Raw genomic sequence first — 25,597 nt, forward strand, 5'->3', positions numbered from 1 at the left:
GGAAACGCGAACGGGCAAGGATGCTAGCATCGCATCCTTGCCCGACACTTGTCGTCCGCCGATCGAATCCTACCAGGCGCAGCGGCCGCTCTTCAGCGCGTGATCCTTCAGCGCCAGTGCGTCGACGAAGGTCGGCACGGTGCTGCTGACGCGGGCGTAGTCAGAGGGCCACGGCGCGGTCGGGATGCTCTCGTCCCAGATCTGGCAGAAGCCGGTGTCCTGCCAGCGGATCAGGTGATAGCTGGCTTCGGCAGGGCTCGCGGCCACGAAGGCAGTGACGGCAAGACCGGCGGCAGCGCACAGCACGGAAATACGACGCATGATCAGCTCCTCAAATGAAAGATGTGATGCGCCTCCCGACAATCACGGGAGGGGTGGTGCGGGACGCTTTTGGGGAGCGCGCCCCGGACAAAATGTGAGTAGTTCCGCCTGCTGATCAGGTTCAAAGCGCGTGCGCTGGAAATGCGGGATTTTGGCCGGAAAACGAGGGCCGCCCGCCCAAAAGAAGAGGGCGGATCGCTCGCGCGATCCGCCCTTCAAATCCGGCCTGTCGCGTCAGGCTCAGAGCGTGCAGCGGCGCTCCGCGCGCAGCTTGATCTGGAGGTCGGAGGCGGCCGTGAAGGTCGGCAGCGGCTTGCTGACGACCTTGTAGGTCGAAGCGCCCCACTGGAACGGCTTGTACTTCAGGTCCTCGTTCCAGACCTGGCAGATGCCGGTGTTGTCCCAGCGGATCACGTAATAGCCGACTGCCGCCGAAGCGGGCATGGCGAACACGGAACTAGCGATGCCGGCAACGGCACAGAGGGCGAGAACGCGACGCATGAAATATCTCCTTGTGGGGAAGTGTGACCCGAAAATTCGTGCGGTAAAAGCCGGTCCTTTGCAAGCCGGGGAGCCGCCGTTCACGGACATGTCAGGCGATGCAGGGCACTTGGTTTGGCCGCGTGCCCGGCAAGTCACACTGCTCACTTCGAAAGCGACGCCACCGCCTCGATCTCGATCAGCATCTTCGGATCGGGCAGTGCATGCACCACGCAGGTGGTGCGTGCCGGATAGGGCGGCGGACCGAACGCGCCGGCATAGAGCGCGTTCATGGCGGCGACGTCGGAGGCGCGGGTCAAGAGCACGTTGACCTTGACGAGATCGCGGGCGGTTGCACCGGCTTCCTCCAGCACGCGCTTGATGTTGACGGCGACGTTGGCGAACTGCGCCTCGAAGCCGTCGGGCAGCGCGCCATTGCCGTCGAAGCCGGGAATGCCGGAGACGAACAGGAGGTCGCCTACGCGCGTCGCAAAGGACAGCGGCGGTGCCTTCACGTGCGGCGGGGGCGCGAAATGCTGGATCGTCATTGGATCACCTCGGGGGTCGTGCAGGGCGCATCAGCGTAGCGCCATGCGGGGGACTTGCAATCGTCATCAGGGGGCCGGCGCAGGGGGGCAAAACAAAAAACGCGAAAACAACCCCATGCACCGTAGAGATCGAGCAGAATTCATTGAAGTCTTTTCAGTTCGGAAAAAGAAAAATAATCGGTTGCTCCGTCGGGCAAAACAGGGGCAAAATGGCATCATGAAGTTGCCCGTCCTGCGGACCCAAGCTCCGCCGTCATGGCCCGGCTTGACCGGGGCATCCAGTACGCCGCGGCTTCTCGGTTCAGCTACCGCCGTCTCTGGAATACTGGATCGCCCGCCTGCGCGGGCGATGACAGTTGAATGCGTTGCTGCACTCACGCCCCACGGCCGCTCCATCATGTTGCCGCCGCGATCGATCGGATAGATTCGTCCGGTCTGATTCGATCCCTCCTTGAAAAATAGCCCCCGGAGACGCCCCATGAAGCTCGCATCCACCCTTCGCGCCGCGCTGGTCGCCATCGCCGCCCTTGCCGGGCTCTCGACCTCGGCGCTGGCCGACGGCGGCACCGTGGTGCTGACGATCTACAAGGCGGGCTGGATCATCGGCGGCTCCGGCGGCTCGGGCGTGCTGAACTTCCGCGGCCGCTCCTACGGGCTCTCGACCGGCGGCCTCGACTACGGCCTCGTCTTCGGCGGCTCCAAGACCGTGCTGCGCGGCCGCGTCTCCAACATCAACCGTCCCTCCGACGTCGCCGGCGTCTACGGCGCCGCCGGTGCCGGCCTTGCCGTCGGCCGCGGCGCCCGCGCCATCGTGCTCACCAACCAGAAGGGCGCGGTGCTGGAACTGTCGGGCTACCAGACCGGCCTGATGGCGAATGCGGATCTGAGCGGGCTCGCGATCACGATGCGGTAGGGCGCGCGCCGCACCTCGTCGCCCGCATGAGCGACAGCTACATGCGGGTCAACTCCCGGCCCCGGATGTCGCTGACGCTCATCCGGGCTACGCTCTACGATCCGCTCACCGCCGCATGAATTCGCTCGCAATGTGCGACGAGATTGGCGTGCGCATCGACGAAGGTCTTCAGCGGCGTCGGGATCGGAAAGAAGTAGATGTTGGCGATGAAGCCGTAGATGCCGGCATCGATGCTGGCAGGCGCTTCGCCGTGCACGAAACCGGCGGCGGGCACGATCTCGGCCAGCACCTGGAGGTCCGCGAGCCCTCGCGCATAGGCCTGCTCCGGCGTGTAGCGGCCGATGCCCTGGAAATGATAGCGCTGCGCATTGTACGCCTTCGCCTTCTCGAATCCTTCCGCATTGATCTGCGGGTGCTGCGCGATGAAGGCATCGCGGAAGGCCGGGTAGTAGCGCTCGTCCTTCCAGCGCGAATAGGACATCACCCAGTAGAGATCGTCCAGCATGCGGGTGACGAAATGATTGGTCCTCCGCTCCTCCGCTGAAAGCCCGGCATCGATGCCCACGCGATATTTCGCGATCGCATGCGCGATGATCGTCTCGCTGTCGCCGATGGTCTCGCCGTCGTCGACGATGTAGGGCAGCTGCCCGCGCGGCGCGGCGGAGGCATCGAAGATGTGCTCATGGACGAACGGCACGCAAGCGAGCTTCAGGAAAGCGTAGACCTTGAGGCCGTAGCCGTTGTTGTCGGCAACGCCGAACAGCTTTGGGTAGGAGTAGAGCGTCAGCATGGGCGGGCTCCTCCGTGTTGGCGGAGGCAGCATGCAGGGGAGCTGTGGCGGACGCAATGGCCAGGCGGTGCGTAGGGTGGGTTAGCCTTGTAGCCCGCATGAGCGCAGCGACATGCGGGTCAACTCTTGATCCCGGATATCGCTTGCGCTCATCCGGGCTACGTTACTGGCTTTCGCCAGGACGACGGCTGAGCGTGGGGGGCCGCTCCTACGAACGCGATGCGGCGGTGAACACCGCCAACTGCGCCTCGAACGCACGCCTGAACGCCGGCCGCGCCTCGCCGCGGGCGACATAGGCGGCGATATCAGGGTACTCGTCCAGCAGGCCGGACGTGTTGAGCCGGCGCAGCACCGTCACCATCATGAGATCGCCGGCGCTGAACGCCCCGTCGAGCCAGTCGGCATCGCCGAGGCGACGGGACAATTCGCCGAGCCTGGTACGGACGCGATCCTGCAACATGGGCAGGCGCGCCTCGTACCAGCTCTTGTCGCGCTCGAACAGCATCGCCATTCCGAGCTCGACGATCGGCGGCTCCAGCGTGTTCAGCGCGGCAAACATCCACGCAATCGCGCGGCTCCTTGCATTCGCCTCGAGCGGCAGCAGCCCGGCATGGCGCTCGGCGAGATGCAGCACGATCGCGCCTGATTCAAACAGGGCGAGATCGCCGTCCTCGAAGGTCGGGATCTGCCCGAACGGATGCAGCGCAAGATGCGCCGGCTGCTTCATTGCCGCGAACGAGACGAGGCGGACGTCGTAGGGCTGGCCCAATTCCTCCAGCGCCCAGCGGACGCGCATGTCGCGCGCCTGTCCCCTGCCGCGGTCTGGCGAGCTTTCGAAGGCGGTGATGGTGGGGGGGCATCTGGGTCTCCGGGGTGGTGGCGCTTCGTCTCCAGGACGAACGGCCGGTGCGGATTCCGACAGCTTGCCCTCTTCCAATTTAGTCGCACCATCTTGCCTAGCCCACAGTGTCGTCCCGGCGAAGGCCGGGACCCATACCGCGCGATTCATCTGTTGCGGGTGGTTGCAGTACCGAACGACGAGTCTTCGCCAAACCGCTTCCTGGGAGTATGGGTCCCGGCCCCCGTGCGCAATTGCGCACTAGGCCGGGACGACACCTGAGTGTGGGGCGCTGTCGCTTGCTACCTTACGCGGCGATCCACGCCGCTAGCTCTACCCATCCTACGGCTTGCCAAAAAAAATCCCGCCCAATTGTCGGAACGCCCCTCCCGGCCGCGTCCTTGGAGCACCCAGGTCCCGCCCGAGCAGAAAGGACTTCCGCCCATGCCCTCGATCACGCCGTTCCTCTGGTTCGACAACAATGTCCCGGAAGCCGTCGCGTTCTACAAATCGGTGTTCCCCAACGCCAAAATCGAGACCGTCAGCGACTTCATGGCGGTGTTCGAGCTCGAAGGCCAGCGCTTCCACGCGCTCAACGGCGGGCCGCAATACAAGTTCACCGAAGCGGTGTCCTTCTTCATCAGCGTGGAGACGCAAGGTGAGGTGGATTATTTCTGGGACAGGCTGACCGCCGACGGCGGCGAGGAATCCCGCTGCGGCTGGCTCAAGGACAAGTTCGGCCTGTCCTGGCAGGTGATCCCATCAGCGCTCGGCCGCTACCTCGGCGACCCCGACCGTACGAAGGCGAGCCGCGTCATGCAGGCCATGATGGGGATGCGGAAGATCGTGATTGCGGATCTGGATCGGGCTTATGCGGGGTGAACTTCGTACGGTGGGTCAGGCCTGTAGCCCGCATGAGCGAAGCGACATGCGGGTCAACCGCCGACCCCGGATATCGCTTCGTTCATCCGGGCTCCGAACTGCCCTCCAATCCACCGGTGTCGTCCCGGCCTAGTGCGCAATTGCGCACGGGGGCCGGGACCCATACCGCGTGATTTATCTGTTGCCGGCGGTCGCAGTACCGAACGACGAGTCTTCGCCAAACGGCTCCCTGGGGTAATAGGTCCCGGCCTTCGCCGGGACGACGGCTGAGTTTGAGGGCGCTGCCGCTAACCCACCTACGCAGCGATCCACTTCGCCAGGTCGCTCTGGATCGCTATACTGCCAATCTCAGCAGGATGGTGCCCCCATGGCAAACGAATTGGAAGGCAAGGTTGCTGCAGTCACCGGGGCCGCGTCCGGCATCGGATTGGCGAGTACCGAGGCCATGTTGGCCGCGGGCGCGCGCGTGGTGATGGTCGACCGCGACGCCGCCGCGCTGAAGGCGCTCTGCGACAAGCACGGCGACACCGTGATCCCGCTGGTCGTCGACCTGCTGGATCCGAAAGACTGCGCAACGCTGCTGCCGCGCGTTTTGGAGGAGGCCGGCCAACTCGACATCCTGCATGCAAACGCAGGCACGTATGTCGGCGGCGACCTGGTCGATGCCGACACCATGGCGATCGACCGGATGCTGAACCTGAATGTCAACGTCGTGATGAAAAACGTGCACGACGTGCTGCCGCACATGATCGAACGCCGGACCGGCGACATCATCGTCACGAGTTCGCTGGCGGCGCATTTTCCGACGCCGTGGGAGCCCGTCTACGCGTCGTCCAAATGGGCGATCAACTGCTTTGTCCAGACGGTGCGGCGCCAGGTCTTCAAGCACGGCATTCGCGTCGGCTCGATCTCGCCCGGCCCGGTCGTCAGCGCTCTGCTTGCGGACTGGCCGCCCGAGAAGTTGAAGGAAGCGAGGGATTCGGGAAGCCTGCTGGAGGCCAGCGAAGTGGCTGAGGTCGTGATGTTCATGTTGACGCGGCCGCGCGGCATGACAATTCGTGACGTCGTGATGCTGCCGACCAATTTCGATCTTTAGGGCGTAGGATGGGTAGAGCGCAGCGAAACCCATCGAAAAGCAACGGTGTCGTCCCGGCGAAGGCCGGGACCCATACCGCGGAATCCATCGGTTACGGCCGGTAGAAGTACCGAACCACGAGTCTTCGCCAAACCGCGGCCTGTGGTTATGGGTCCCGGCCTTCGCCGGGACGACGGCTGAGTTTGGAGCGCCAGCGCCAATCCACCTACGAAGCGATCCATTCCGCCAACTCGCGCCACGGCTCCAGCGTCCAGTGCCCGGACGCGGCACCGGACGGCGAGGGGAGCACGAATATCTCCGGGAGGCGCCCATCGCATTGCCGCCCCAGCGAAATCATGTTCGACGGCCTGCCGTAAAACAGGCTCGCCGCCTTCTTGCTCGTGAACGCAATCGTCCTCGGCCGGTACATTTCCATCTTGGCCCTGAACCCCGGCACGTCGATCGTCTCAGTCGCGATCTGGTGGTCCATCCCGGCGCCCGACTTGGACAGATCGGTGAAGCCGATCCCGAGCTCAAGCAGCGCGGCAAACTCGCCCGGCTGATAGCGCCGCGGCGTAATCCCGGCCTCATGGATCGCGCGCCAGAAGCGGTTGCCGGGATGGGCGTAGTAGTGGCCGAGTTCGGCTGATCGCGTAGAGGCGGCGGTGCCGACGAAGACGAGGCGGAGGTTTTCGCGGAGCTGGTCGGGGAGGCGGTGGAGGATGGGAGCGGGCAAATCATTTATCCGCAGACTTGTAGCTCGCATGAGCGTCAGCGACATGCGGGGCCGCTGTCAATCCCAGATGTCGCTTCCGCCTTCGCTCTCCGAGCTGCGGCGGACAGGTCGCTCATCCGGACTACGCTTGCTGCGGGACCAATGCACTGTTCGACCGAACCGCAAATAGCGGATTGCAGACCGTCATTGCAGATTGCGTATTGCCGAATAGGATGTCCTCAACAACGTTTTAGAGAGTTTCGAGATGGCCATCAACAGGGACAAGATCGACGACGCAGCGCTGGCCTTACTCTATCTGACCCTGCACGATGACTGTCGGGCATGGAAGGGCTTCGACTGGGGCGTGCTCGGCCGCCTGCACGACAAGGGAATGATTCATGACCCCGTTGGCAAGGTAAAGTCGGTGGAGTTCACCCCCGAGGGGCTCGAACGGGCGAAGACGCTGTTCAAGCAGTTGTTCGAGGAATGATATCTTGTCGATGAACCGCGAAGAACTGGCCGCCGCCTATGCGGCGCCTGGCCGCCACTATCACAACCTCTCGTACATCGAGGACTGTCTCGCTGCGCTCGCGCGGTTGGAAGGAATCTCGGCGGCCGAGCGTGAGATCCTGACGGAGGCCATCTGGTGGCATGATGTCATCTATGATCCGACCCGGTCGGACAATGAGGAGCTCAGCGCGCAACTGGCCGAGCAACACGTTCGCGCCAATACCAGCCACGAAGTGGGGCGCTTGATCCGCCTGACCAGGACGCACGATGTCCAGCCGGATGATCGCCTAGGCGCGATCCTGATCTCGATCGACCTCAGCATCCTCGGCGCAGCGCCCGCTCGGTACGACGCCTATGCGGCGGCGATCCGCCAGGAATTCATCCACGTCGGCGACAGCGACTATCGCGCCGGCCGTGCCAAGGTGCTGCGTCAGTTCGCCGCCCGGCCGGTCATCTATCCCGATGCTGGCTTTGCTGCGATCTATGATCAGCGGGCGCGCGACAACCTCGCGCGGGAGCTGGCGTCGTTGAGCTGAAGCTGACGTCGTGCTCGGTGCCGTAGCCCGCATGAGCGACAGCGACATGCGGGTTAGTTGTCAGTCCCGGATGTCGCTTCGCTCATCCGGGCTACGCTTGCTTGATGCGACGTTCGCAAAAAAAGCCGGGCTGTCTGCCCGGCTTTTGATTTTCAATGGTTGCCCCGGGTCAAGCCCGGGCACGGCGAGCGGAGGGCTCCTCACAGCACCCGATTGCTCTCCTTCACCTTCTCCGCATCCAGATAAACGCTGCTCCCCATCTCCTTGAACTTCGCGCTCATCTTGGCCATGCCGTCCTCGGCGGTGCCGCTCATCGACATGCCGATCGAGTTCGGATCGTTCAGCGTCGCCGCGTAATCCCGCACGTCCTGCGTGATCTTCATCGAGCAGAATTTTGGGCCGCACATCGAGCAGAAATGGGCGACCTTGTGGGCTTCCTTCGGCAGGGTCTCGTCGTGGAAGTTCTTGGCTGTATCAGGATCGAGACCGAGGTTGAACTGGTCGCTCCAGCGGAAGTCGAAACGGGCGCGGGAGAGCGCATCGTCGCGGAGCTGGGCGGCCGGGTGGCCCTTGGCGAGATCGGAGGCGTGGGCCGCGATCTTGTAGGTGATGACGCCGGTCTTGACGTCGTTGCGATCGGGCAGACCGAGATGCTCCTTCGGGGTGACGTAGCAGAGCATGGCGCAGCCGAACCAGCCGATCATAGCGGCACCGATGCCCGAGGTGATGTGGTCGTAGCCCGGCGCGATGTCGGTGGTCAGCGGTCCGAGGGTGTAGAACGGCGCCTCGCCGCACTCCTTGAGCTGCTTGTCCATGTTGATCTTGATCTTGTGCATCGGCACGTGGCCGGGGCCTTCGATCATGACCTGGCAGCCCTTGTCCCACGCGATCTTGGTCAGCTCTCCGAGCGTCTCCAGCTCCGCGAACTGCGCGCGGTCGTTGGCGTCCGCGATCGAGCCCGGGCGCAGGCCGTCGCCGAGCGAGAACGAGACGTCATACTTGCGCATGAGGTCGCAGATCTCGTCGAAATGCGTGTAGAGGAAGCTCTCCTTGTGATGCGCCAGGCACCACTTCGCCATGATCGAGCCGCCTCTGGAGACGATGCCGGTGACGCGGTTGGCGGTGAGGTGGATGTAGGACAGGCGCACGCCGGCGTGGATGGTGAAATAGTCGACGCCCTGCTCGCACTGCTCGATCAGCGTGTCCTTGTAGAGGTCCCAGGTCAGCTTGACCGGATCGCCGTTGCACTTCTCCAGCGCCTGATAAATGGGAACGGTGCCGATCGGCACCGGCGCGTTGCGCAAAATCCATTCGCGGGTAGTGTGGATGTTGCGCCCCGTCGAGAGGTCCATCACCGTGTCGGCGCCCCAGCGGATCGCCCACACCATCTTCTCGACCTCTTCCTCGACCGACGAGGTCACCGCCGAGTTGCCGATATTGGCGTTGATCTTGGTGAGGAAGTTGCGGCCGATGATCATCGGCTCCAACTCTGAATGGTTGATGTTGCAGGGAATGATGGCACGGCCGCGCGCGATCTCTGAGCGCACGAACTCCGGGGTGATGAAGGCGGGGACCGCAGCGCCGAAGCTCTCACCGTCGGCGAGGGCTGCTTCCGCGCGCTCGAGCTGCTCCTTGCGGCCGAGGTTTTCGCGGGCGGCGACGTAGATCATCTCCTTGGTGATGATGCCGGCGCGGGCGAATTCGAGCTGCGTGATCTTGTGGCCGTCGAGGCCGCGCAGCGGCTTGTGATAGGCGCTGAACGCACGCGCGGCCTTGTCGGTGGAGAGGTTGCCGTTGTCCTCCGGCTTGACCTGGCGGCCCTCATACTCCTCGACGCCGCCGCGCTCCAGCACCCAGGCCTTGCGGTTGCGGGCAAGACCCGCGTTGACGTCGATGGTCACGGACGGATCGGTGTAGGGGCCCGAGGTGTCGTACACCGGCAGGTTCGGCTCGTCGGCGCCTTCCGAGAGGATGATCTCGCGCAGGGGCACGCGCAGGTCGGGCGCGGCGTCGGGCGACGCAAAGATCTTGCGCGAAGAGGGCAGCGGGCCGGTGGTGACGGCGGGGACGGTCTGTTGCGGGTTGGAGCGGATGTTCATGGGATCCTCCGGTTAATTCTGGTGTCTGGTGTTGCTCTCGTCATCCTGAGGTGCGCGCCCTGCGGTGTGACCGCAGGGCAAGCCTCGAAGGATGGACGAGCCGGGCCGTCGCCCTTCGAGGGCCGCTGAAGAAGCGGCCACCTCAGGGTGACGGGATGGAGAGACTTGCTCCGTCATTGCGAGGAGCTCGCGACAAAATTGCGCAGCTGATGCGACGAAGCAATCCAGACTGTCTCTGCGGAGAGACTCGGGATTGCTTCGCTGCGCTCGCAATGACGAGTGGAGAGAGCGTGCATCACGCCGCCTCCGCAGGTAGGCCGAGCCATTGCCGCACCCGCGCGTCGGGGTCGGTATTCTGCGTGATGTCGCTGACGACGGCGATGGAATCTGCGCCCGCCGCAAAGATCTCCGCGGCGTGCTCGAACTTGATGCCGCCGATCGCAACCAGCGGAATGGTGCCGATGCGCTTCTTCCATTCCGTGATCTTCGGAATGCCCTGCGGCTCGAAGCGCATCGACTTCAAGGTGGTGAAGAAGATCGGGCCCAGCGCGACGTAGTTGGGCTTTGCGGCCAGCGCGGTCGCAAGCTCGGCGTCGTCATGGGTGGAGACGCCGAGGAGAAGGCCCGCCTCGCGGATCGCCTTGAGGTCGGCATCGGCGAGATCCTCTTGGCCGAGATGCAGATATTTTGCGCCGGCGACGATCGCCGCGCGCCAGTAATCGTTCACGACGAGCTTGGCCTGCGTGCCCTCGGTGATAGCGAGCGCGTCGGTGACGATCTGCAGCGCTTCGGCGTCGTTCAGATCTTTCGCGCGCAGTTGAATCGTGCCGACGCCGAGCTTGGTCAGGCGCTCGACCCAGGCCAGGCTGTCGACGACGGGATAGAAGGGATCAGGATACGGCATGCCAGAACGGGGTCCCAACGACAGGGGTGGAAGGGGAGGCGAAGTCGCGGGCGTTCATCAGCCCGGCCTCAAAGGCGGTGCGGCCGGCCTCGACGCCGAGACGGAAGGCATTGGCCATGGCGACGGGATCGGCGGCCTTTGCGATGGCCGTGTTGAGCAGCACGGCGTCGTAGCCGAGCTCGAGCGCCTGCGCCGCGTGGCTCGGTGCGCCGAGGCCAGCGTCGACCACCAGCGTGATGTCGGGCAGCCGCTCGCGCAGCAGCCTGAGCGCATCACGGTTGGTGATGCCCTTGGCGCTGCCGATCGGAGCTGCCCACGGCATCACCACCTTGCAGCCGGCATCGACCAGGCGGTTGGCAACCGAGAGATCCTCGGTGCAATAGGGGAACACTTCAAAACCGTCCTTGATCAGGAGGCTTGCTGCCTCAACCAGGCCAACGACGTCGGGCTGCAGCGTGTCGTTGTCGGCGATCACCTCCAGCTTGATCCAGCTCGTGCCGAACAATTCGCGCGCGAGCTTGGCCGTCGTCACCGCCTCGCGCACGCTGCGGCAGCCGGCGGTGTTCGGCAGCACGGTGACGTCGAGCTCGCGGATCAGATTCCAGAACGCATCGCCGGTCTTGCCGCCGGCGGATTCGCGCCGCAGCGACACCGTGACGATGTTCGAGCCCGCGGCGCGGATCGCTCCTTGCATGATCGCCGGCGAGGGATAGAGCGCGCTGCCGATCAGCAGGCGCGAGGCGAAGGTCTTGCCGTAGAAGGTCACCATGTGGGAGGTGTCTCCTCAAATGCAGCCGTCATCCCCGCGAAGGTGGGGATCCAGTACGCCGCGGCGGTGCGGCAGGAACCGTGAAGCCGCGGCGTACTGGATCGCCCGGTCAAGCCGGGCGATGACAGTGGAGTGCGTGGTGCGCGCCGCCGCGACAAACGGAGAGCCATCATCCTCACCCTCCCTGCCGCGGCGTGATGATCTCGATCTCGTCGCCGGCCTTCAAGCTAGTCTCGGCCCAGCGGCTTTTCGGCACGACGTCGTAGTTCAGCGCGATCGCGAAATGGGTGCCTTCGTAGTCGAGCTCGCTGAGCAGCGCGTCGACGCTGGCCGAGTTCACCTCGCGCTGCTCACCGTTCACGATCACGCGCACTGCATCACCTCATTGTCGATCTGGCCGCGCTGGACGTATTGCAGCGTCAGCTCGGCGAGCGCCGGCGCGATCAGGAAGCCGTGGCGGTAGAGCCCGTTGACGGCGATCTTTTCGCCGCGAATGCCGATGCGCGGCAGATTGTCGGGGAACGCGGGGCGAAGGCCCGAGCCGAACTCGACGATGCGCGCCTCGCCGAAAGCCGGGTGCACCGTATAGGCCGCACCCAGAAGCTCGAGCGCCGAGCGGACGCTGACGCCGGTGTCCTCGGCCTCGATCGAGGTCGCACCCAGCATGAACAGATTGTCCTCGCGCGGGATCACGTAGAGCGGCCAGCGCGGATGGATCAGCCGCACCGGGCGCGCCAGCTGCAGCTCGCTGGTCTCGATCAGGATCATCTCGCCCTTGACGCCGCGCAAGTCGGGCTGCTCGTCGCGCGCGGAGAGGCCGCGGCAGTCGATCACGATGCCGTCGAGATCGGCGGCGCTGACGTCGCTTTCGAACTTGATGGTGCCGCCGGCGGCGCGGATGCGCTCGTGCAGCTTCGGCAGCACGCGGCGCGGCTCGACATGGCCCTCGGCCGGGAAGAACAGCGCGTCGCGGAAGCGGCCTTCCAGCGACGGCTCGAGCTCGGCAAGGCCCGCGGCATCGAGCCGGCGATGCGCTTCGGTCATCCGGGCAAAGCGCTCGAAATCGTTGCGCTCGCGCGGATGGGCGACGACGAGGGAACCGTTGAAGGGCGTGTCGGGCAGCTCGCGCCGCCAGATGTCGAGGGAGCGCTGGCCAAGCCTGGAGATGATGGGTTCGGCGACCTCCGCCTCGCACCAGGGCGCCAGCATCCCGCCGGCCCAATGGCTGGTGGAATCGGTCATCGCCGCGTCACCGCGCTCGTGTAGCGTCACGGCGTGGCCGGCCTGCGCGAACAAAAGCGCCTGCCAGGCGCCCGCAATGCCTGCCCCGATGATGGATACCGCGGAATCCGCTCGCTTGGTCGTCTGTAACATCCCTGTCCCTTCGCCGGCATGACCCGGATCAGGTTCAAAGGGTCACCGCGGTCCTGGGCGGATTTGCCCATTTAGCGGTATCTCAGCTCCTCCTCGGAGCACCCCTCGGAACGAAGCCAATGTATGCCAGTGGGGCGGGGTGGTCAACGCGTTAGCCACAGGGCAGTCATTCCGGGGCGGTCCGCAGGACCGAACCTCAGGTGCGCAATTGCGCACCGGGGAATCTCGAGATTCCGGGTTCGATGCTTCGCATCGCCCCGGAATGACGGTGGCTAGTGGTTGGGAACCTGCGCCCGCGCGTTGCGGACGCGCTGGGCGATCTTCCGGTGCGGCGTGGTGCCGAACATCGGCTGCGGATTGCCGTTCGGCTCCAACCAAGTGTCGCTCGTGTTGGCGACCTGCACGGCCTCCTGGCGCTGCCGCTTTGCAACGTAGTAATAGCCGCCCGCGAAATAACGCACGGCTCGGGCGTGGTCGCCATTGGCGGCACGATAGGCGCCGGCGAGGTATTTGACCGCGTAGGTGAGGTTGGTGTTGGGATCGCGCAGGCCGGCGGCATCGCCGGTGTAGCCGACCCCGCGGGCGGTCGCGAGCTTGATCTGCATCAGGCCGATGGTGCCGCCTCGGCCGACGAGGCCGGGCTGATAGCGGCTTTCGCGCATGATGACGCGATGCACCAGCGCTTCCGGCACGCCATTGGCGCGGGCATGGGCCGCGACCATCTCGGCATACTCGGCTTGGCCCGCGAATGCGGCCTGCGGCGACACCAGTCCGGCCACGATGAGCGCGGCGACGCGTAAGATTTTCATCAGATATTCCTGACGTCCCTGAACGGCCTGCGCCCGGCCGCAATTATTGTTTGAGCATGATCTGTTCGGAAAACCGCGGTGCACTTTTCCTGATCATGCTTTAGGACTCCGGAACACGGCGATGATGTGACCAAACGCCGCCGTTGGCGATTTTGCGGCGCCGAGCCGCTGTTACGACGCAATGCTGCCGTAGGGGTTGCTCAGGTGGAAAACCTCAGCTCGCGACAGCGAGCCTGTCTATTCGCGCGCAGACGCGAAAGCGAGCATGAAAACGCTGCAAATCGGGAGAGGTGCCATGACAAAAACCAACATGGCCAACGCGGACTTTGTCAACGCGGACTTTGTCAACGCGGACTTTGTCAACGCGGACTTTGTCAGCGCGGACTCGGCCAAGGCACATTTCGGCGACATCCCCAGACAGAATCCCTGTGCCCAATGCGGCACGCCGATCCCGCGGCCCGACTGGATCGAGCCGGGCGAGGGGCGCATCTCCTATCTCTGGACCTGCCGCGCCTGCAACTATCACTTCGAGGCGGTGGCGATCTTCGACGAAGCGGCTGTCGAGCATCCGCCGCTCGCGGCTTAGGCTGCGATCTACGCCGCGAGCCGCGGCTCCTGCCAGACCGGCAACTCCATCCGCACGATCAGCCCGTGCGGCTCGCGGTCGTGCAGCGACAGCGTCCCGCCATGGGCGATCGCGATCGCGTGCGCGATCGACAGGCCGAGGCCGAAGCCGGTGGACTCGTCCATGGTGCGCGCATCGTCGCCGCGCGCGAACGGCTCCAGCATCTCCTGCTTGCGTGCATCCGAAATGCCGGGGCCGTCGTCCTCGACGTCGATGACGAGCCTGGTGCCCGATATGTCGAGGCGGATCGTGACCTCGGCGCCGTAGCGCACGGCGTTCTCGACTAGATTGGTGACGCCGCGATGCAGATCGTCGGGACGCGCGGCCGCGGTTGCCGAAGCGGGGCCGTCATAGCGAACGACATGGCCCATGTCGCCGAACTGGTCGGCAATGAGCTGGAGCGTGCTGGCGATGTCGACCAGCGTCACCGCCTCGATGTTGCGGTCGTTGCGCAATAGCGACAGCACGGATTCCAGCATCGAGCGCATCTGGTCGAGATCCATCAGCATGCGCTTGCGGTTGACCTCGTCCTCGATGAACTCGGCGCGCAGGCGCAGCCGCGTGATCGGCGTGCGCAGATCGTGGCTGATCGCCGCCAGCATCCTGGTGCGATCCGACATCAGCCGCGCGATCCGCTCATGCATGCGGTTGAGCGCGCGCGCTACCGAGCGGATCTCCTCCGGGCCGCGCTCGGGCAGCGGATCAGCTTCGCCGTCCAGGCTGAAATTCTCGGCGGCCTCGGCGAAGGACGACAGCGGCGCGGCCAGCGCGCGCGCCGCCCACAGGCCGAGCACGGTGACGCAGATGAAGGTGGTCATCAGCGCCGTCAGCCACGGTGCGCCCCAAAACCAGGGCCGCGGGCCGCCATCGACACGGCCGGCGATCACGCTGCCGTCGGGCAATTCGACGCCGACGCGGTGCGCGGTGTCGTCGGCGGCGAGCTGCACCACCTTGTAGCCGCGTCCGAGATGACGGCGCATTCCGCGCAGGTGCTGGCCGTCGCTCTCCTTGACAATGGCCGCCGTGCCGGGCGCGTGCATCTCGATGCCGAGCTTGGGGAAGGCGCGCGCGAGGTCGGCGACGAGGCGCGGCCGCTCGCCGGCCTCGGCCGAGCCGAGCAGCAGCGCGGCATCGGTCAATTGATGGGCGCCGTCCGGCGGCGTGTCCGGGCGATCCGGCCGGCTGATCAGGAAGGCGGCGGTGACGACGAGATGGAGCGCGACGGTGGAAGCCAGCACCAGCGCGGCGATCTGCCCGCCGATACCCTTGAGGTGGAAGAACCCGAGCGGCTTCATGGTCGGCGCCCCCTCAGTTGCCCAGGGAGGCCGCGACCGCTTCAGTGCTTGCTGCTTCAGTTCTCGCCGCTTCAGTTCTTGGCGTGAACAGATAGCCGCCGGAGCGCACTGTCTTGATGATGGTCGGATCCTGCGGATTGGGCTCGATCTTGCGGCGGATGCGGCTGACCAGCACGTCGATGGAGCGTTCGAACGAGCCGGTGTTGCGGCCCTGCGTGAGGTCGAGCAGGCTGTCGCGCGACAGCACGCGGCCGGGCCGCTCGCAGAACGTCCTCAGCAGATCGAACTCGGCGCTGGTCACCGCGACGCGCGCGCCTTCCGGATTGCGCAGCTCGCGCAGGCGCAGGTCGATGCGCCAGCCTTCGAAGGCGAGCGTGCTCGCGCCTTCGATCGAGCTCGCCGCCTGGGCTGCGGCCTGGCGGCGCAACACCGCGTTGATGCGGGCGAGCAGCTCGCGCGGGTTGAAGGGCTTTGGCAGATAGTCGTCCGCGCCCATCTCGAGGCCGACGATGCGATCGACGTCCTCGCCGCGCGCGGTCAGCATGATGATCGGCGTCTGCGCCTCCGAGCGCACCTTGCGGCAGAGGCTGAGGCCGTCCTCGCCCGGCAGCATGACGTCGAGGATGATGAGGTCGACGCGATGATCGGTCATGGCGCGCGACATCTCGCGGCCATCGCGCACGGCGGTGACGTTGCAGGCGTTGTTGCGCAGGTACTTCGCAATCAACGTCCGCGTTTCGCGGTCGTCCTCGACGACCAGGATGTTGGGATTGGAAATGGCCATGCGCGTTTGTTTGTCCAAGATTCGGGCCAAAAGGCGAAGATTTTTGTTTCAGATTGTTTCTGCGGGTCCCGCCGCAATACCGTGACACACCCGGGCAGTGGCGCGGCAAGGTCTCGTTAAGGCCGTTAACCATACCGTGGCGCGGTCAGGCAAGAAACCCCGCAAGATCCACGGAGCCAACATGACCTCGATTTCGGCGGCCTCCGCCGGTACCCATCAGTCGCCGCTACAGCGGCTGCAGCAGGAATTGCAATCGGAAGTTTCCGCCGGCACGATCTCGTCGTCGGACCAGTCCGCGCTCTCGACCGCGCTGACCGACATCGACACGGCGCTCCAGCAGAGCCGCTCGAGCGGCCATGCGAGCGGCACGCGTCCCTCCAAGGACGACATGCAGTCGAAGATCGACGACCTCATCTCCAGCGAGGTGTCGAACGGGACGCTGACCTCGGAGCAGGCCGAACAGCTCAAGGGCGTGTTTCAGTCCGCCTTCGCCAGCGGTCCCGGTGGCGCGGGCGGAGCCGGTGGTGCAGGCGGGCCGCCGCCCGGTCCGCCGCCGGACGACAGCTCTTCGGATTCGTCCTCCATGGATTCCACCAGCAGCACGTCGAGCGATTCGACGACGGCGGAGATTCTCCAGCAGTTCCTCCAGGCGCTTCAGCAGTCGCAATCGTCGGCGTCGTCGTACGGTGCCAACGGCAGCTCGTCCGGCAACTCGGACTTCTCCGCGCTCCTGATCGATTACAAGAGCTGACCTGAGCGACGCAGGTCGGCGCAGTCCCCGCCACGCTCGTGCTTCTCCCAGGGCGCATGATCGTCGGCGGGGAACTGTGCATCCGGAAACGTTCCTGCGTGACTTAGGAACTTTCACTGCAACGCAGCGCCACGGTTATGCGACGAAATCGCCGCAGCTGAGGAACTGCACGTGATCGGCGCTGTTTTCTCCATACGCGTTTTTGCTGAAGGAGAGGACAACAATGCTGATGAAATCAATCGCCGCCGGCCTTGCCGGCACCGCGCTGCTTGCGACCGTTGCGTTTGCGCAAAACCCGACCGCCACCACCGACAAGGCGCCGGCTGCGGCCACCACCACCACGACGACCACGACTGCGTCGGGTGAATGGCGCGCGTCGAAGATGGCGGGCCTGAAGATCTACAACGACGCCAACGAGAGCATCGGCTCGATCAACGATCTGCTGATGGACAAGAGCGGCGCCATCAAGATCGCCGTGATCGGTGTCGGCGGCTTCCTCGGCATGGGCGAGCATCTGGTCGCCGTGCCCTATGACAAGTTGAAGTTCGTCAATGAGGCCATCGCCTATACCGGCGCCGCCACGAACCCGAGCGCCAAGCCGGGTGCGGCCACCACGACCGGCGCTGCGACCGGCACCGACAAGACCGCGACGACCGTGACGGCCTCGTCGAAGTGGTACCCGGACCACGCCGTGTTCAACGCGACCAAGGACGAACTGAAGAACATGCCCGAGTTCAAGTACTCGGAGTAATGCGGTTCGCGTGACGACTTGAACGAAGCGCGCTCGGTTTTCACCGGGCGCGCGGGCGCGCTCCTTTTCGTCATCGTGAGATGTTGACCCTCACCCTGAGGAGCCGCGCTTGCGGCGTCTCGAAGGGCGAGGCCACCAGCCGGGCCTTCATCCTTCGAGACGCTTGCTTCGCAAGCTCCTCAGGATGAGGAATTGGCAGCGAGGAAATGCCTCAGTGCGTCACCAGCGGGCAGCCGCCCTTGTCGAGCGGACGGAATGCCTCGTCGCCGGGCACGGTGGCGATCAGCTTGTAGAGGTCCCACTCGCCCTTGGACTCCTCGGGCTTCTTGACCTCGAACAGATACATGTCGTGGACCATGCGGCCGTCGACGCGGATCTTGCCGTTCTTGGCGAAGAAATCGTTGACCGGCGTTGAGCGCATCTGTGCCATCACCTTCGGCGCCTCGTCGGTCTTGATGGCGTCGATCGCCTTCAGATAGTGCATGGTCGCCGAATAGAGACCGGCCTGGATCATGGTCGGCATGTGCCCGACCTTCTCGTTGAAACGTCTCGAGAAGGCGCGCGTCTCCTCGTTCATGTCCCAGTAGAACGCGTCGGTGACGATCAGGCCCTGCGTCGCCTTGATGCCGAGCGAATGCGTGTCGGTGATCTCCTGCAGAAGCGCGATCATCTTCTGGCCGCCTTGCGTCAGGCCGAACTCGGCGGCCTGCTTCAGCGCATTGGTGGTGTCGCCGCCGGCGTTCGCCAGTGCGACCACCTTGGCCTTGGAGGCCTGGGCCTGGAGCAGGAAGGAGGAGAAGTCCGACGAGTTGAGCGGATGACGGACCTCGCCGAGCACCTTGCCGCCGCTCTCCTTGACCACGTTGGCGGCGTCGCGCTGCAGCGCCATGCCGAAGGCGTAGTCGGCGGTGACGAAGAACCAGCTGTCCTCGCCGCGCTTCACCATCGCCTTGCCGGCGACGTTCGACAGCGCATAGGTATCGTAGGTCCAGTGCACCGTGTTGGGCGAGCAGGCAACGCCGGTGATATCGGACGAGCCGCCGCCGGAATTGATGTTGATCCTGTTCTTCTCGCGCGTCAACGCCGAGATCGGCAGCGCGACCGACGAGGTCGGCACGTCGAAGATCGCGTCGACCTTGTCGTTGTCGTACCAGTTGCGGGCGATGTTGACGCCGACGTCGGGCTTGTTCTGGTGGTCGGCGGCGACAACCTGGACCGGCTTGCCGGCGACCTTGGCGCCGTAATCGGCGACCGCCATCTCGACGGCGGCGAGCGAGCCCTTGCCGGTCGCGTCCGCATAGAGGCTCGACATGTCCGTGAGCACGCCGATCTTGACGACGTCATCGGAAATCTGCGCCTGCGCGGCGCCCGACGTGGCGGCGAGGGCGAGGCCGGCCGCGACGGCGGCGAAGAGTTTTTGCATGTTGTTTCTCCCTGTGTGTTGTTGTTCGGGCGTTGTTTGCAGGGACCGTTCTAGCGACAAACGGCCGCGGCAGCTAAGCCACAGATGCGTGAGGGGGGTGAGAAATAAGCAGGGGGATCTGTCGTCATTCCGGGGCGCGCGCCCTTGGGCGCGAGCTTTGATGCGCAATTGCGCATCAGAGAATCCATTCATCCACTGTCGCCGCGGCCCGATGGATTCCGGGCTCGCGCTGCGCGCGCCCCGGAATGACAGCGGACGCCTTTCAGGCGCTGCTGCCCTTGAGCCGTTCGTTGCGTCGGCGCAGGCCTTCCAGGGTGGCGAGGAGGATGACCGATACGGTCGTCAGAACCACCGCCGCTGCCGTGATGGTCGGGCTGATGTTCTCGCGGATGCCGCTGAACATCTCGCGCGGCAAAGTGCGCTGCTCCGGACCTGCCATGAACAGCACGATCACCACCTCATCGAAGCTGGTCGCGAAGGCGAACAGCGCACCTGAGGCCAGGCCGGGCAGGATCAGCGGCAGGATCACGCGGCGGAACGCATAGAGCGGCGAGGCGCCGAGCGAGGCGGCGGCGCGCGCCAGATTGGTGTCGAAGCTTTGCAGCGTCGCGCCGACCGTGATCACCACAAAGGGCGTCGCCAGCGCGGTGTGGGCCAGGATCAAGCCGAGATAACTGCCGGTCAGTCCGATCGGCGCGAAGAAGAAATAGAGGCCGACCGCGGTGATCACACCGGGCACGACGACCGGCGACAGCACGAACGCCAGCACGAGCGGCTTGAACCGGCTCTTCCACTGCGCCAGCCCGAGCGCTGCCAGCGTACCAAGCACCATCGACAACAGGGTCGAGGCGACGCCGATGATCATGCTGTTCTTCAGCGAATTCATCCAGCGCGGCGAATTGATGAAGTCGTCGTACCAGCGCAAGGAGAGGCCTGGCAGCGGATATGTGAGGTACGAGCCCGAGCTGAACGACAGCGGCATGATCGCAAGGATGGGCGCGATCAGGAAGATGAATACCAGCGTGGAGACAATGATGGTCGCGGTCCACGCGATGCGCTGGCTGGGCGTGCGGAGGGACGAATTGTCGCTCAATTCTTCATTCCTCCCGTGACGTGCTGTCCCTGCACCAGCTTGCCGTAGACGAGCGCGAGCACAACAGTGGCCAGCAGCAGCACCGCACCCAGCGCCGAAGCAAGGCCCCAATTGGCCGTCTCGGTCGTGTAGAGCGCGATGAAGTAGCTGATCATCTGATCGGCGGCGCCCCCGACGAGTGCCGGTGTGATGTAGTAGCCGAGTGCCAGGATGAAGACGAGCAGGCTTCCCGCGCCGATGCCGGGCAGAGTTTGAGGCAGGTAGATCCGCAGGAAGGCGGTGAGCGGTGGCGCACCGAGCGAGGCGGCGGCGCGCATGTAAGCAGGCGAGATCGCCTTCATGCTGCTGTACAGCGGCAGGATCATGAACGGCAGGAGAACGTGGGTCATGGCCACGCAGACACCGAAGCGGTTGTAGATCAGGCGCAACGGCTGGTCGATGATGCCAAGCCACTGAAGGCTGTCGTTCACGACGCCCCTGCTCTGCAACAGCACGATCCAGGCGCAGGTGCGGACCAGAAGCGACGTCCAGAACGGCAGCAGGACGAAGATCATCAGCAGGTTCGACCGGCCCGGCGGCAGTGTCGCCAGCAGGTAGGCGACCGGGAAGCCGAGGATCAGGCAGAGTGCCGTGACGCTGAGGCTGATGAGGAAGGTGCGGCCGAAAACGTCGCGGTAGATGGCCTGATCCGGCGGGGCCGCGACGACCGCGCCGTCCGCGTTCCGCGTCAGGTCGAGCGCCGCCAGAAGGTAGAAGCCGGTCACTGGGCCACCGGCGTCCTTGATCGTCGTCCAGGTGGCGCGCTCGCGCCAGGCCGGGTTGATCTTGCCCAGCGTCTCCTTGGCCGCCCCTCGCTCCGGCGCCGCCTTCAGATTGCGTGCCGTGCTGGTCAGGATCGTGCGGAAGCCGTTCAGCGCGTAGTTGAGCCGCTTGGCCGCGACGGCGATGGTGCCGGAGGTGCGCGCCGCCAGGATGTCGCCTGCCAGTGCAGCAAAGGCCCCTTCGTCCGGCAGGTCCCGGCCGTCCCAGCTGGCGAGAGCAGCGACTGTTTGCGGCAGAATCTGACGCACCTCCCTGTCATCGACCGCGCGCCACAGCATGCCCGCGATGGGCCCAGCGAAGGTGAAGAGCAGAAACAGCAGAAGCGGCAGAACCAGCGCCAATGCCTTGATCTGGCGTGCGCGCTCCGCCCGCCTCAGGCGGCGCTTGAGCGGCATCTCGGTCTTGGCATCGGCGCCGGTCAGGGACACTGCTGTCATGGGGTGATCATTTCAGGCAAGGGGCACGGCGAAGGGGCGCGCCCCTCCGCCTGTGCTGTACAGCCGTTTGGTCGCGCTATTTCGCGGCCCATTTGTTGAAGCGCTCGGTCAAGCGGTCGATGTTCTCGAGCCAGAAGCCCACGTTGATCTCGACCGCGTTCTTGATGTTGTCAGGCGCGGTCGGCAGATCTTTCAGGACGGCCGGCTGGATCAGGGCGGCGGCGTCCTTGTTCGAGGTGCCGTAGGCGATGTTCTCCGACAATTTCGACTGGTTCTCCGCCTTGCCCGCGAAGTCCAGGAACTTGTAGGCCGCGTCCTTGTTCGGGCTGCCCTTCAGGATGACCCAGCTGTCGAGGGTGAAGAGCGCGCCGTCCCACACCATGCCAAAATTCTTCTTCTCGTTCTTGTTCGCGGTGTCGATGCGGCCATTGTAGACCGAGGTCATCGCCACCTCGCCGGAGGCGAGCAATTGCGGCGGCTGGGCGCCGGCCTTCCACCAGACGAGGTCGCCCTTGATGGTGTCGAGCTTCTTGAACGCGCGATCGACGCCCTCGTCGGTCGCCAGCACCTTGTAGACGTCCTTCGGCGGGACGCCGTCGGCCATGAGGGCGATCTCCAGCGTGGTCTTCGGGCCCTGACGCAGGGCGCGCTTGCCCGGAATCTTCTTGGTGTCGAAGAAGTCGGCCCAGCCCTTGGGCGCGTCCTTCAGCTTGTCCTTGTCGTAGCCGAGGACGAAATCATAGAGGATGGCGCCGACGCCGCAGGGATTGACCGACGGTTGGATATAGGCCGCCTCGCCGCCGATCTTGGAGTAATCGAGCTTCTCGAACAGGCCTTCCTCGCAGCCGACAGCGAGTTCGTCGCTCTCGACCTGGACGACGTCCCAGGTGGCGGCGCCACCCTGCACCTTGGCGCGCAACACGCCGACACCGCCGTCCCAGGACTCGTCGTTCATCGGGACGCCGGCTGCCTTCTTGAACGGCTCGAAATAGACCTTCTTCTGGGCATCCTGATACGCGCCGCCCCACGACACGACCGTGAGGTCACGCGCCTGCGCGACCGTCGCCAGCGCAGCGCTGGCGCTCAGTGCCGCGGCCAGGCCCAGAGCGATCTTGCCAATCTTGCGCTTCAGCATGGTCTTTGTTCCTTCTTCGTGTGAGTTGCGTTGTAGTTGATCGATGCGGATCCGCTTGCGTTGGATCAGGCGGGATCGAGGGCCAGGCAATCCTCGGGGCGGAAGGTGATGAACACGCTTTCGCCGGGCCTCAGGCTACCATGTCTCAGGCTGTCATGCGCTCCCGGCTGAAGCTTGACCATGAACTCCCCGTTGCCGGCGACATTGAGCACGGCCAGCGCGTGATCGCCGAGATAGATGGTGTTCTGCACCCTGGCCGGCAGCCGGTTCGGTCCTTCGCTGGAGGTGCCATCCGGGACAATGGCGACGCGCTCCGGCCGCACCGATAGGGAAGTTGATGCGCCCGCGCCTGATACATTGACCGCCCGCGCGGTCACGGCGCCGCCACCAGCCAGCGCGACGCGGCAATATTCCTTTTCGACCGTCTCGACGGTGCCGGCCAGCACATTGTTCTCGCCGATGAAGTGAGCGACGAAGCTGTTCACCGGATGCTCGTACAGCGCGTCGGGCCTGTCGATCTGCTGCACGATGCCGTCGTTGAACACGGCGATGCGGTCCGACATGGTGAGCGCTTCACTCTGATCGTGGGTGACGTAGACGACGGTGATGCCCATCGTCTCGTGCAGTTGCTTGATCTCCAGTTGCATCTGCTCCCGCAGGCGCTTGTCGAGGGCGCCAAGGGGCTCGTCCATCAGCACGAGTTGCGGATTGAAAACCAGCGCGCGGGCCAGCGCCACGCGCTGCTGCTGACCGCCCGACAGCTGCCCGGGCCGCCGGTGCGCCAGGGTTTCCATCTTGATCATGCGGAGCGCCGCCCTGACGCGCTCCTGCGCTTCCGCCTTGTTCGTCTTGCGAACGGATAGCGGGAAGGCGATATTCTCCGCAATCGTCAGGTGCGGAAACAAGGCGTAGTTCTGGAACACCATGCCGATGTCGCGCCTATGGGGCGGCACGTTCTTGATCGGCCGGTCGGCGAGGTAGATCTCGCCATGGGTCGGAACCTCGAAGCCGGCCAGCATCATCAGCGTGGTCGTCTTGCCCGAGCCCGACGGGCCGAGCAGCGTGATGAACTCGCCCTTCCTGATGTCGAGATCGAGGTTCTTCACCACGAGGTGCTCGCCATCATAGGTTTTCTGAATGCCGGAGAAGCGCACCAGTGCCGGCGCAGACGTGACCATGCCGGCTTCCATCTTGTCCTCGCGTTATCAGCTACAGTGCTGCCAGGACCTCGTTCGAGGTTACGAGCAACAGCTTAGCACCCTCCGACGAGAATGCCAGCGGCGCAAGCGACGAAGGCGCGGGCGGGCCCGGACAGCGAAGGCGCGCTACATCCCCGACAGCTTCGTCACATACACGTTGAGCGAGCCGCCGGCCTCGGCGACCACGCGCAGCGTCTTGGAATCGAAGGCGATGTCGGCGAGCGTCAGGCTGTCGATCTTCGCGTCGACCTTGAGGCCGTCCTCGCTCTTCTGGTAGTCGGCGATCGCGGCCGCGATCTTCTCGCGCGCGTTGGCGGCGATCGGCTTCAGGTCGAGCGTCGCCTTCTGCACCAGCGCCTGCTGCATCTGTGGCACCACCGCGCGCGCCGCTGCGCCGAGCAGCCCGAAGGCGGCCTCGGATTCCACCGCGAGCTGGATGTCGGCGAGCCGCAGCGTCTGCTGCGCCTGGTCGAGCATCGGCCGGCCCCAGATATGCACGGTCGCCTCGGCGCCGAGGCCGAGCCAGCTCTTCTTCTCCTTCGCGCGCACCAGGAGCGAGATCAGCAGCCGGTCGCCGGACGGGACCACGTTGACGCTCTTCACGGTGACGTCGACCGGGCCCGAGCCGTCCTCGGGATAGGTGCGGCCGGCCATCTGCGCCGCGATGAGCTTGTTGATCTCGGTAAAGGGGACGTCGATCGGCACGCCGATGTTCACGCCGGTGCCGGTCGGCGGCACGATCGAGATCTTGTCGGGGAACGGACACTCCGGCTTGGTCGCTGTCGAGGTCACGCGCGTCTCGAGCTCGAGGCCGAGCAGCAGCGTCACCGCCTGCGCGTCGACGCGCGGCTGCGCGGCGATGGCGCGGGTCGGCTTCATCTCGAGCCAGAGCGGCGGCAGCGCGGCGGAGGAGCCCGAGCCTTGCAGCGGAATCGAGCGGCAGGCCTTGGCCCATTGCAGCTTCGCATTCTCCCGCAGCGAAGGATCGTTGCGGATGCGCTCGGAGACGAGGTTGATCTGCTCGCCGACGTTCTTGTCGATCAGCGGCTTCACCTGCGCCGGCACGTTGACCTTGGCGCCGGCGACCGCGAGGTTGGTGTCACCGAGATTGACCTGGGCGCCGAGATTGGGCTCGAGATGCCAGTTCGCTGCGAGCTTCGGGCGCGAGGTGACGACCACGTTGCCCTTGATCTCGGCGCTGGCGTTCAAATTCTTGATATTGACCGCGCCGATCCGTTTCGCTGCGTCACCGCCGAGCACGCTGCCGAGCGCGTCGCCGAGCGCGCCGGTGGCTTTCGACGACAGCGAGCCCGTCACGTTCAGCTTGCCGGTGAGCGGAGTCGAGATCGTCAGCACGTCCTTGTCGCCGGCAGCGGCCATCGGTCCGCGCACGGCGGACCAGCCAATATCGGCGTTCTCCAGGATCTGCGAGATCGGGTTGTCGGCCTTGCCGGCGAAATTGCGCGGCGCGGCCTTCTCGGCCTGCTCGCGGATCGCCGACACCGCGATGGCGACCGGCGCCATCACGATCGAGCTCTTCGAGACCGGCGGCAGCGGCGGCAGCTGCGCGACCGGGGGCGCCGAATTCGTCGCGCGCGGCGACAGCCAGTCCATCGCCTTCAGGCTGATGAAGAACGACGCCGCGAGCACCGTGACCGCGATCAGGATAGTTTTGAAATTCAACGCCAGACGCATCTCACCCCCAAGCCGCCCGCGGGG

General features: G+C 65.1%; 28 protein-coding genes and 1 riboswitch. Of the genes, 8 read left to right on the forward strand and 20 right to left on the reverse strand.

Going from position 1 to position 25,597, the window contains the following annotated elements; all coding sequences use genetic code 11:
• Positions 1-69 precede the first annotated feature (69 nt).
• The 3 genes from XI08_RS41315 to XI08_RS41325 all read right to left on the reverse strand — a co-directional run bounded on the left by XI08_RS41315 (position 70) and on the right by XI08_RS41325 (position 1,349).
• Positions 70-321 (reverse strand): hypothetical protein, encoded by a 252-nt coding sequence (locus tag XI08_RS41315; RefSeq protein WP_271578840.1) that lies wholly within the window; start codon positions 319-321, stop codon positions 70-72.
• A 240-nt stretch (positions 322-561) separates the two neighbouring features.
• Positions 562-822, reverse strand: coding sequence for a hypothetical protein (locus XI08_RS41320; RefSeq protein ID WP_027547916.1), 261 nt, complete (start codon positions 820-822; stop codon positions 562-564).
• Between the two features lie 143 nt (positions 823-965).
• Positions 966-1,349 (reverse strand): RidA family protein, encoded by a 384-nt coding sequence (locus XI08_RS41325; protein ID WP_271578841.1) that lies wholly within the window; start codon positions 1,347-1,349, stop codon positions 966-968.
• A gap of 478 nt (positions 1,350-1,827) precedes the next feature.
• Here XI08_RS41325 and XI08_RS41330 point away from each other — a divergent pair, with 478 nt between their 5' ends.
• On the forward strand, positions 1,828-2,262 hold the full coding sequence (locus tag XI08_RS41330) for a hypothetical protein (protein WP_027547918.1): 435 nt from the start codon (positions 1,828-1,830) through the stop codon (positions 2,260-2,262).
• 94 nt (positions 2,263-2,356) lie between these two features.
• On the opposite strand, the gene XI08_RS41335 is transcribed toward XI08_RS41330, so the two are convergent.
• Positions 2,357-3,052, reverse strand: a complete 696-nt coding sequence (locus XI08_RS41335; protein WP_271578842.1) for a glutathione S-transferase family protein — start codon at positions 3,050-3,052, stop codon at positions 2,357-2,359.
• A 208-nt stretch (positions 3,053-3,260) separates the two neighbouring features.
• Positions 3,261-3,899, reverse strand: a complete 639-nt coding sequence (locus XI08_RS41340) for a glutathione S-transferase family protein (RefSeq protein ID WP_271578879.1) — start codon at positions 3,897-3,899, stop codon at positions 3,261-3,263.
• Positions 3,900-4,334: 435 nt separating this feature from the next.
• On the opposite strand from XI08_RS41340, the gene XI08_RS41345 reads away from it, so the two are divergent.
• Positions 4,335-4,772 carry a VOC family protein gene (locus tag XI08_RS41345; protein ID WP_271578843.1) on the forward strand — a complete coding sequence of 146 codons (438 nt, stop codon included), beginning with the start codon at positions 4,335-4,337 and terminating at the stop codon, positions 4,770-4,772.
• Between the two features lie 367 nt (positions 4,773-5,139).
• Positions 5,140-5,868, forward strand: a complete 729-nt coding sequence (locus tag XI08_RS41350) for an SDR family oxidoreductase (protein WP_271578844.1) — start codon at positions 5,140-5,142, stop codon at positions 5,866-5,868.
• 205 nt (positions 5,869-6,073) lie between these two features.
• On the opposite strand, the gene XI08_RS41355 is transcribed toward XI08_RS41350, so the two are convergent.
• Positions 6,074-6,583: a mismatch-specific DNA-glycosylase gene (locus XI08_RS41355; RefSeq protein WP_442869914.1), complete on the reverse strand. Its 510-nt coding sequence runs from the start codon at positions 6,581-6,583 to the stop codon at positions 6,074-6,076.
• A 244-nt stretch (positions 6,584-6,827) separates the two neighbouring features.
• Here XI08_RS41355 and XI08_RS41360 point away from each other — a divergent pair, with 244 nt between their 5' ends.
• Both XI08_RS41360 and XI08_RS41365 read left to right on the forward strand, forming a co-directional pair.
• Positions 6,828-7,052 (forward strand): DUF6429 family protein, encoded by a 225-nt coding sequence (locus XI08_RS41360; protein WP_271578845.1) that lies wholly within the window; start codon positions 6,828-6,830, stop codon positions 7,050-7,052.
• 10 nt (positions 7,053-7,062) lie between these two features.
• Positions 7,063-7,608: an HD domain-containing protein gene (locus XI08_RS41365; RefSeq protein WP_271578846.1), complete on the forward strand. Its 546-nt coding sequence runs from the start codon at positions 7,063-7,065 to the stop codon at positions 7,606-7,608.
• Between the two features lie 200 nt (positions 7,609-7,808).
• On the opposite strand, the gene thiC is transcribed toward XI08_RS41365, so the two are convergent.
• The 6 genes from thiC to XI08_RS41395 form a co-directional block, all read right to left on the reverse strand.
• Complete coding sequence (gene thiC, locus XI08_RS41370) at positions 7,809-9,707, reverse strand: phosphomethylpyrimidine synthase ThiC (protein WP_271578847.1); 1,899 nt, start codon at positions 9,705-9,707, stop codon at positions 7,809-7,811.
• 295 nt (positions 9,708-10,002) lie between these two features.
• Positions 10,003-10,611, reverse strand: a complete 609-nt coding sequence (locus XI08_RS41375; protein WP_271578848.1) for a thiamine phosphate synthase — start codon at positions 10,609-10,611, stop codon at positions 10,003-10,005.
• Positions 10,598-11,380 carry a thiazole synthase gene (locus tag XI08_RS41380; RefSeq protein ID WP_271578849.1) on the reverse strand — a complete coding sequence of 261 codons (783 nt, stop codon included), beginning with the start codon at positions 11,378-11,380 and terminating at the stop codon, positions 10,598-10,600. The genes XI08_RS41375 and XI08_RS41380 overlap by 14 nt, the downstream gene beginning before the upstream one ends.
• Positions 11,381-11,555: 175 nt before the next feature.
• Positions 11,556-11,753 carry a sulfur carrier protein ThiS gene (thiS, locus tag XI08_RS41385; RefSeq protein WP_027547929.1) on the reverse strand — a complete coding sequence of 66 codons (198 nt, stop codon included), beginning with the start codon at positions 11,751-11,753 and terminating at the stop codon, positions 11,556-11,558.
• Positions 11,744-12,754, reverse strand: a complete 1,011-nt coding sequence (locus XI08_RS41390) for an FAD-dependent oxidoreductase (protein WP_271578850.1) — start codon at positions 12,752-12,754, stop codon at positions 11,744-11,746. Before XI08_RS41390 ends, thiS begins: the two co-directional genes overlap by 10 nt.
• A riboswitch (TPP riboswitch) is annotated at positions 12,743-12,870 on the reverse strand. Its footprint overlaps the gene before it by 12 nt.
• 156 nt (positions 12,871-13,026) lie before the next feature.
• Positions 13,027-13,563, reverse strand: a complete 537-nt coding sequence (locus XI08_RS41395; RefSeq protein WP_271578851.1) for a lytic transglycosylase domain-containing protein — start codon at positions 13,561-13,563, stop codon at positions 13,027-13,029.
• A 310-nt stretch (positions 13,564-13,873) separates the two neighbouring features.
• Between XI08_RS41395 and XI08_RS46495 the strand changes: the two genes are divergently transcribed.
• A complete protein-coding gene (locus tag XI08_RS46495; RefSeq protein ID WP_442869917.1) occupies positions 13,874-14,149 on the forward strand; it encodes a pentapeptide repeat-containing protein in 276 nt (91 codons plus the stop codon).
• Positions 14,150-14,157: 8 nt separating this feature from the next.
• Here XI08_RS46495 and XI08_RS41405 read toward each other — a convergent pair whose 3' ends face one another.
• Complete coding sequence (locus XI08_RS41405) at positions 14,158-15,483, reverse strand: ATP-binding protein (RefSeq protein ID WP_271578852.1); 1,326 nt, start codon at positions 15,481-15,483, stop codon at positions 14,158-14,160.
• A gap of 13 nt (positions 15,484-15,496) precedes the next feature.
• Positions 15,497-16,267, reverse strand: a complete 771-nt coding sequence (locus XI08_RS41410; RefSeq protein ID WP_027547933.1) for a response regulator — start codon at positions 16,265-16,267, stop codon at positions 15,497-15,499.
• Between the two features lie 181 nt (positions 16,268-16,448).
• Between XI08_RS41410 and XI08_RS41415 the strand changes: the two genes are divergently transcribed.
• Together XI08_RS41415 and XI08_RS41420 are read left to right on the forward strand one after the other, a co-directional pair.
• Positions 16,449-17,018, forward strand: coding sequence for a hypothetical protein (locus tag XI08_RS41415; RefSeq protein WP_271578853.1), 570 nt, complete (start codon positions 16,449-16,451; stop codon positions 17,016-17,018).
• A 223-nt stretch (positions 17,019-17,241) separates the two neighbouring features.
• Positions 17,242-17,769, forward strand: a complete 528-nt coding sequence (locus tag XI08_RS41420; RefSeq protein WP_271578854.1) for a PRC-barrel domain-containing protein — start codon at positions 17,242-17,244, stop codon at positions 17,767-17,769.
• Between the two features lie 211 nt (positions 17,770-17,980).
• On the opposite strand, the gene XI08_RS41425 is transcribed toward XI08_RS41420, so the two are convergent.
• The 6 genes from XI08_RS41425 to XI08_RS41450 all read right to left on the reverse strand — a co-directional run bounded on the left by XI08_RS41425 (position 17,981) and on the right by XI08_RS41450 (position 25,573).
• Positions 17,981-19,192 (reverse strand): ABC transporter substrate-binding protein, encoded by a 1,212-nt coding sequence (locus tag XI08_RS41425; protein ID WP_271578855.1) that lies wholly within the window; start codon positions 19,190-19,192, stop codon positions 17,981-17,983.
• Positions 19,193-19,454: 262 nt separating this feature from the next.
• Positions 19,455-20,285: an ABC transporter permease gene (locus XI08_RS41430; RefSeq protein WP_027547937.1), complete on the reverse strand. Its 831-nt coding sequence runs from the start codon at positions 20,283-20,285 to the stop codon at positions 19,455-19,457.
• Positions 20,282-21,544, reverse strand: coding sequence for an ABC transporter permease (locus XI08_RS41435; protein WP_271578856.1), 1,263 nt, complete (start codon positions 21,542-21,544; stop codon positions 20,282-20,284). Before XI08_RS41435 ends, XI08_RS41430 begins: the two co-directional genes overlap by 4 nt.
• 76 nt (positions 21,545-21,620) lie before the next feature.
• Positions 21,621-22,679 (reverse strand): ABC transporter substrate-binding protein, encoded by a 1,059-nt coding sequence (locus XI08_RS41440; protein ID WP_027547939.1) that lies wholly within the window; start codon positions 22,677-22,679, stop codon positions 21,621-21,623.
• 65 nt (positions 22,680-22,744) lie between these two features.
• Complete coding sequence (locus XI08_RS41445) at positions 22,745-23,869, reverse strand: ABC transporter ATP-binding protein (RefSeq protein ID WP_271578857.1); 1,125 nt, start codon at positions 23,867-23,869, stop codon at positions 22,745-22,747.
• Positions 23,870-24,004: 135 nt separating this feature from the next.
• Positions 24,005-25,573: a DUF4403 family protein gene (locus tag XI08_RS41450; protein WP_271578858.1), complete on the reverse strand. Its 1,569-nt coding sequence runs from the start codon at positions 25,571-25,573 to the stop codon at positions 24,005-24,007.
• Positions 25,574-25,597: the final 24 nt, after the last annotated feature.

The organism is Bradyrhizobium sp. CCBAU 11361 (assembly GCF_028128935.1).
GTDB classification, from domain to species: Bacteria; Pseudomonadota; Alphaproteobacteria; order Rhizobiales; family Xanthobacteraceae; genus Bradyrhizobium; species Bradyrhizobium niftali.

Excerpts from the sequence above, each read along its gene's own strand:
- XI08_RS41315 (WP_271578840.1), bottom strand. The coding sequence starts at position 321 with ATGCGTCGTATTTCCGTGCTGTGCGCTGCCGCCGGTCTTGCCGTCACT.
- XI08_RS41320 (WP_027547916.1), bottom strand. The coding sequence starts at position 822 with ATGCGTCGCGTTCTCGCCCTCTGTGCCGTTGCCGGCATCGCTAGTTCC.
- XI08_RS41325 (WP_271578841.1), bottom strand. The coding sequence starts at position 1,349 with ATGACGATCCAGCATTTCGCGCCCCCGCCGCACGTGAAGGCACCGCCG.
- XI08_RS41330 (WP_027547918.1), top strand. The coding sequence starts at position 1,828 with ATGAAGCTCGCATCCACCCTTCGCGCCGCGCTGGTCGCCATCGCCGCC.
- XI08_RS41335 (WP_271578842.1), bottom strand. The coding sequence starts at position 3,052 with ATGCTGACGCTCTACTCCTACCCAAAGCTGTTCGGCGTTGCCGACAAC.
- XI08_RS41345 (WP_271578843.1), top strand. The coding sequence starts at position 4,335 with ATGCCCTCGATCACGCCGTTCCTCTGGTTCGACAACAATGTCCCGGAA.
- XI08_RS41350 (WP_271578844.1), top strand. The coding sequence starts at position 5,140 with ATGGCAAACGAATTGGAAGGCAAGGTTGCTGCAGTCACCGGGGCCGCG.
- XI08_RS41360 (WP_271578845.1), top strand. The coding sequence starts at position 6,828 with ATGGCCATCAACAGGGACAAGATCGACGACGCAGCGCTGGCCTTACTC.
- XI08_RS41365 (WP_271578846.1), top strand. The coding sequence starts at position 7,063 with ATGAACCGCGAAGAACTGGCCGCCGCCTATGCGGCGCCTGGCCGCCAC.
- thiC (WP_271578847.1), bottom strand. The coding sequence starts at position 9,707 with ATGAACATCCGCTCCAACCCGCAACAGACCGTCCCCGCCGTCACCACC.
- XI08_RS41375 (WP_271578848.1), bottom strand. The coding sequence starts at position 10,611 with ATGCCGTATCCTGATCCCTTCTATCCCGTCGTCGACAGCCTGGCCTGG.
- XI08_RS41380 (WP_271578849.1), bottom strand. The coding sequence starts at position 11,380 with ATGGTGACCTTCTACGGCAAGACCTTCGCCTCGCGCCTGCTGATCGGC.
- XI08_RS41390 (WP_271578850.1), bottom strand. The coding sequence starts at position 12,754 with ATGTTACAGACGACCAAGCGAGCGGATTCCGCGGTATCCATCATCGGG.
- XI08_RS41395 (WP_271578851.1), bottom strand. The coding sequence starts at position 13,563 with ATGAAAATCTTACGCGTCGCCGCGCTCATCGTGGCCGGACTGGTGTCG.
- XI08_RS46495 (WP_442869917.1), top strand. The coding sequence starts at position 13,874 with ATGGCCAACGCGGACTTTGTCAACGCGGACTTTGTCAACGCGGACTTT.
- XI08_RS41405 (WP_271578852.1), bottom strand. The coding sequence starts at position 15,483 with ATGAAGCCGCTCGGGTTCTTCCACCTCAAGGGTATCGGCGGGCAGATC.
- XI08_RS41410 (WP_027547933.1), bottom strand. The coding sequence starts at position 16,267 with ATGGCCATTTCCAATCCCAACATCCTGGTCGTCGAGGACGACCGCGAA.
- XI08_RS41415 (WP_271578853.1), top strand. The coding sequence starts at position 16,449 with ATGACCTCGATTTCGGCGGCCTCCGCCGGTACCCATCAGTCGCCGCTA.
- XI08_RS41420 (WP_271578854.1), top strand. The coding sequence starts at position 17,242 with ATGCTGATGAAATCAATCGCCGCCGGCCTTGCCGGCACCGCGCTGCTT.
- XI08_RS41425 (WP_271578855.1), bottom strand. The coding sequence starts at position 19,192 with ATGCAAAAACTCTTCGCCGCCGTCGCGGCCGGCCTCGCCCTCGCCGCC.
- XI08_RS41435 (WP_271578856.1), bottom strand. The coding sequence starts at position 21,544 with ATGACAGCAGTGTCCCTGACCGGCGCCGATGCCAAGACCGAGATGCCG.
- XI08_RS41440 (WP_027547939.1), bottom strand. The coding sequence starts at position 22,679 with ATGCTGAAGCGCAAGATTGGCAAGATCGCTCTGGGCCTGGCCGCGGCA.
- XI08_RS41445 (WP_271578857.1), bottom strand. The coding sequence starts at position 23,869 with ATGGAAGCCGGCATGGTCACGTCTGCGCCGGCACTGGTGCGCTTCTCC.
- XI08_RS41450 (WP_271578858.1), bottom strand. The coding sequence starts at position 25,573 with ATGCGTCTGGCGTTGAATTTCAAAACTATCCTGATCGCGGTCACGGTG.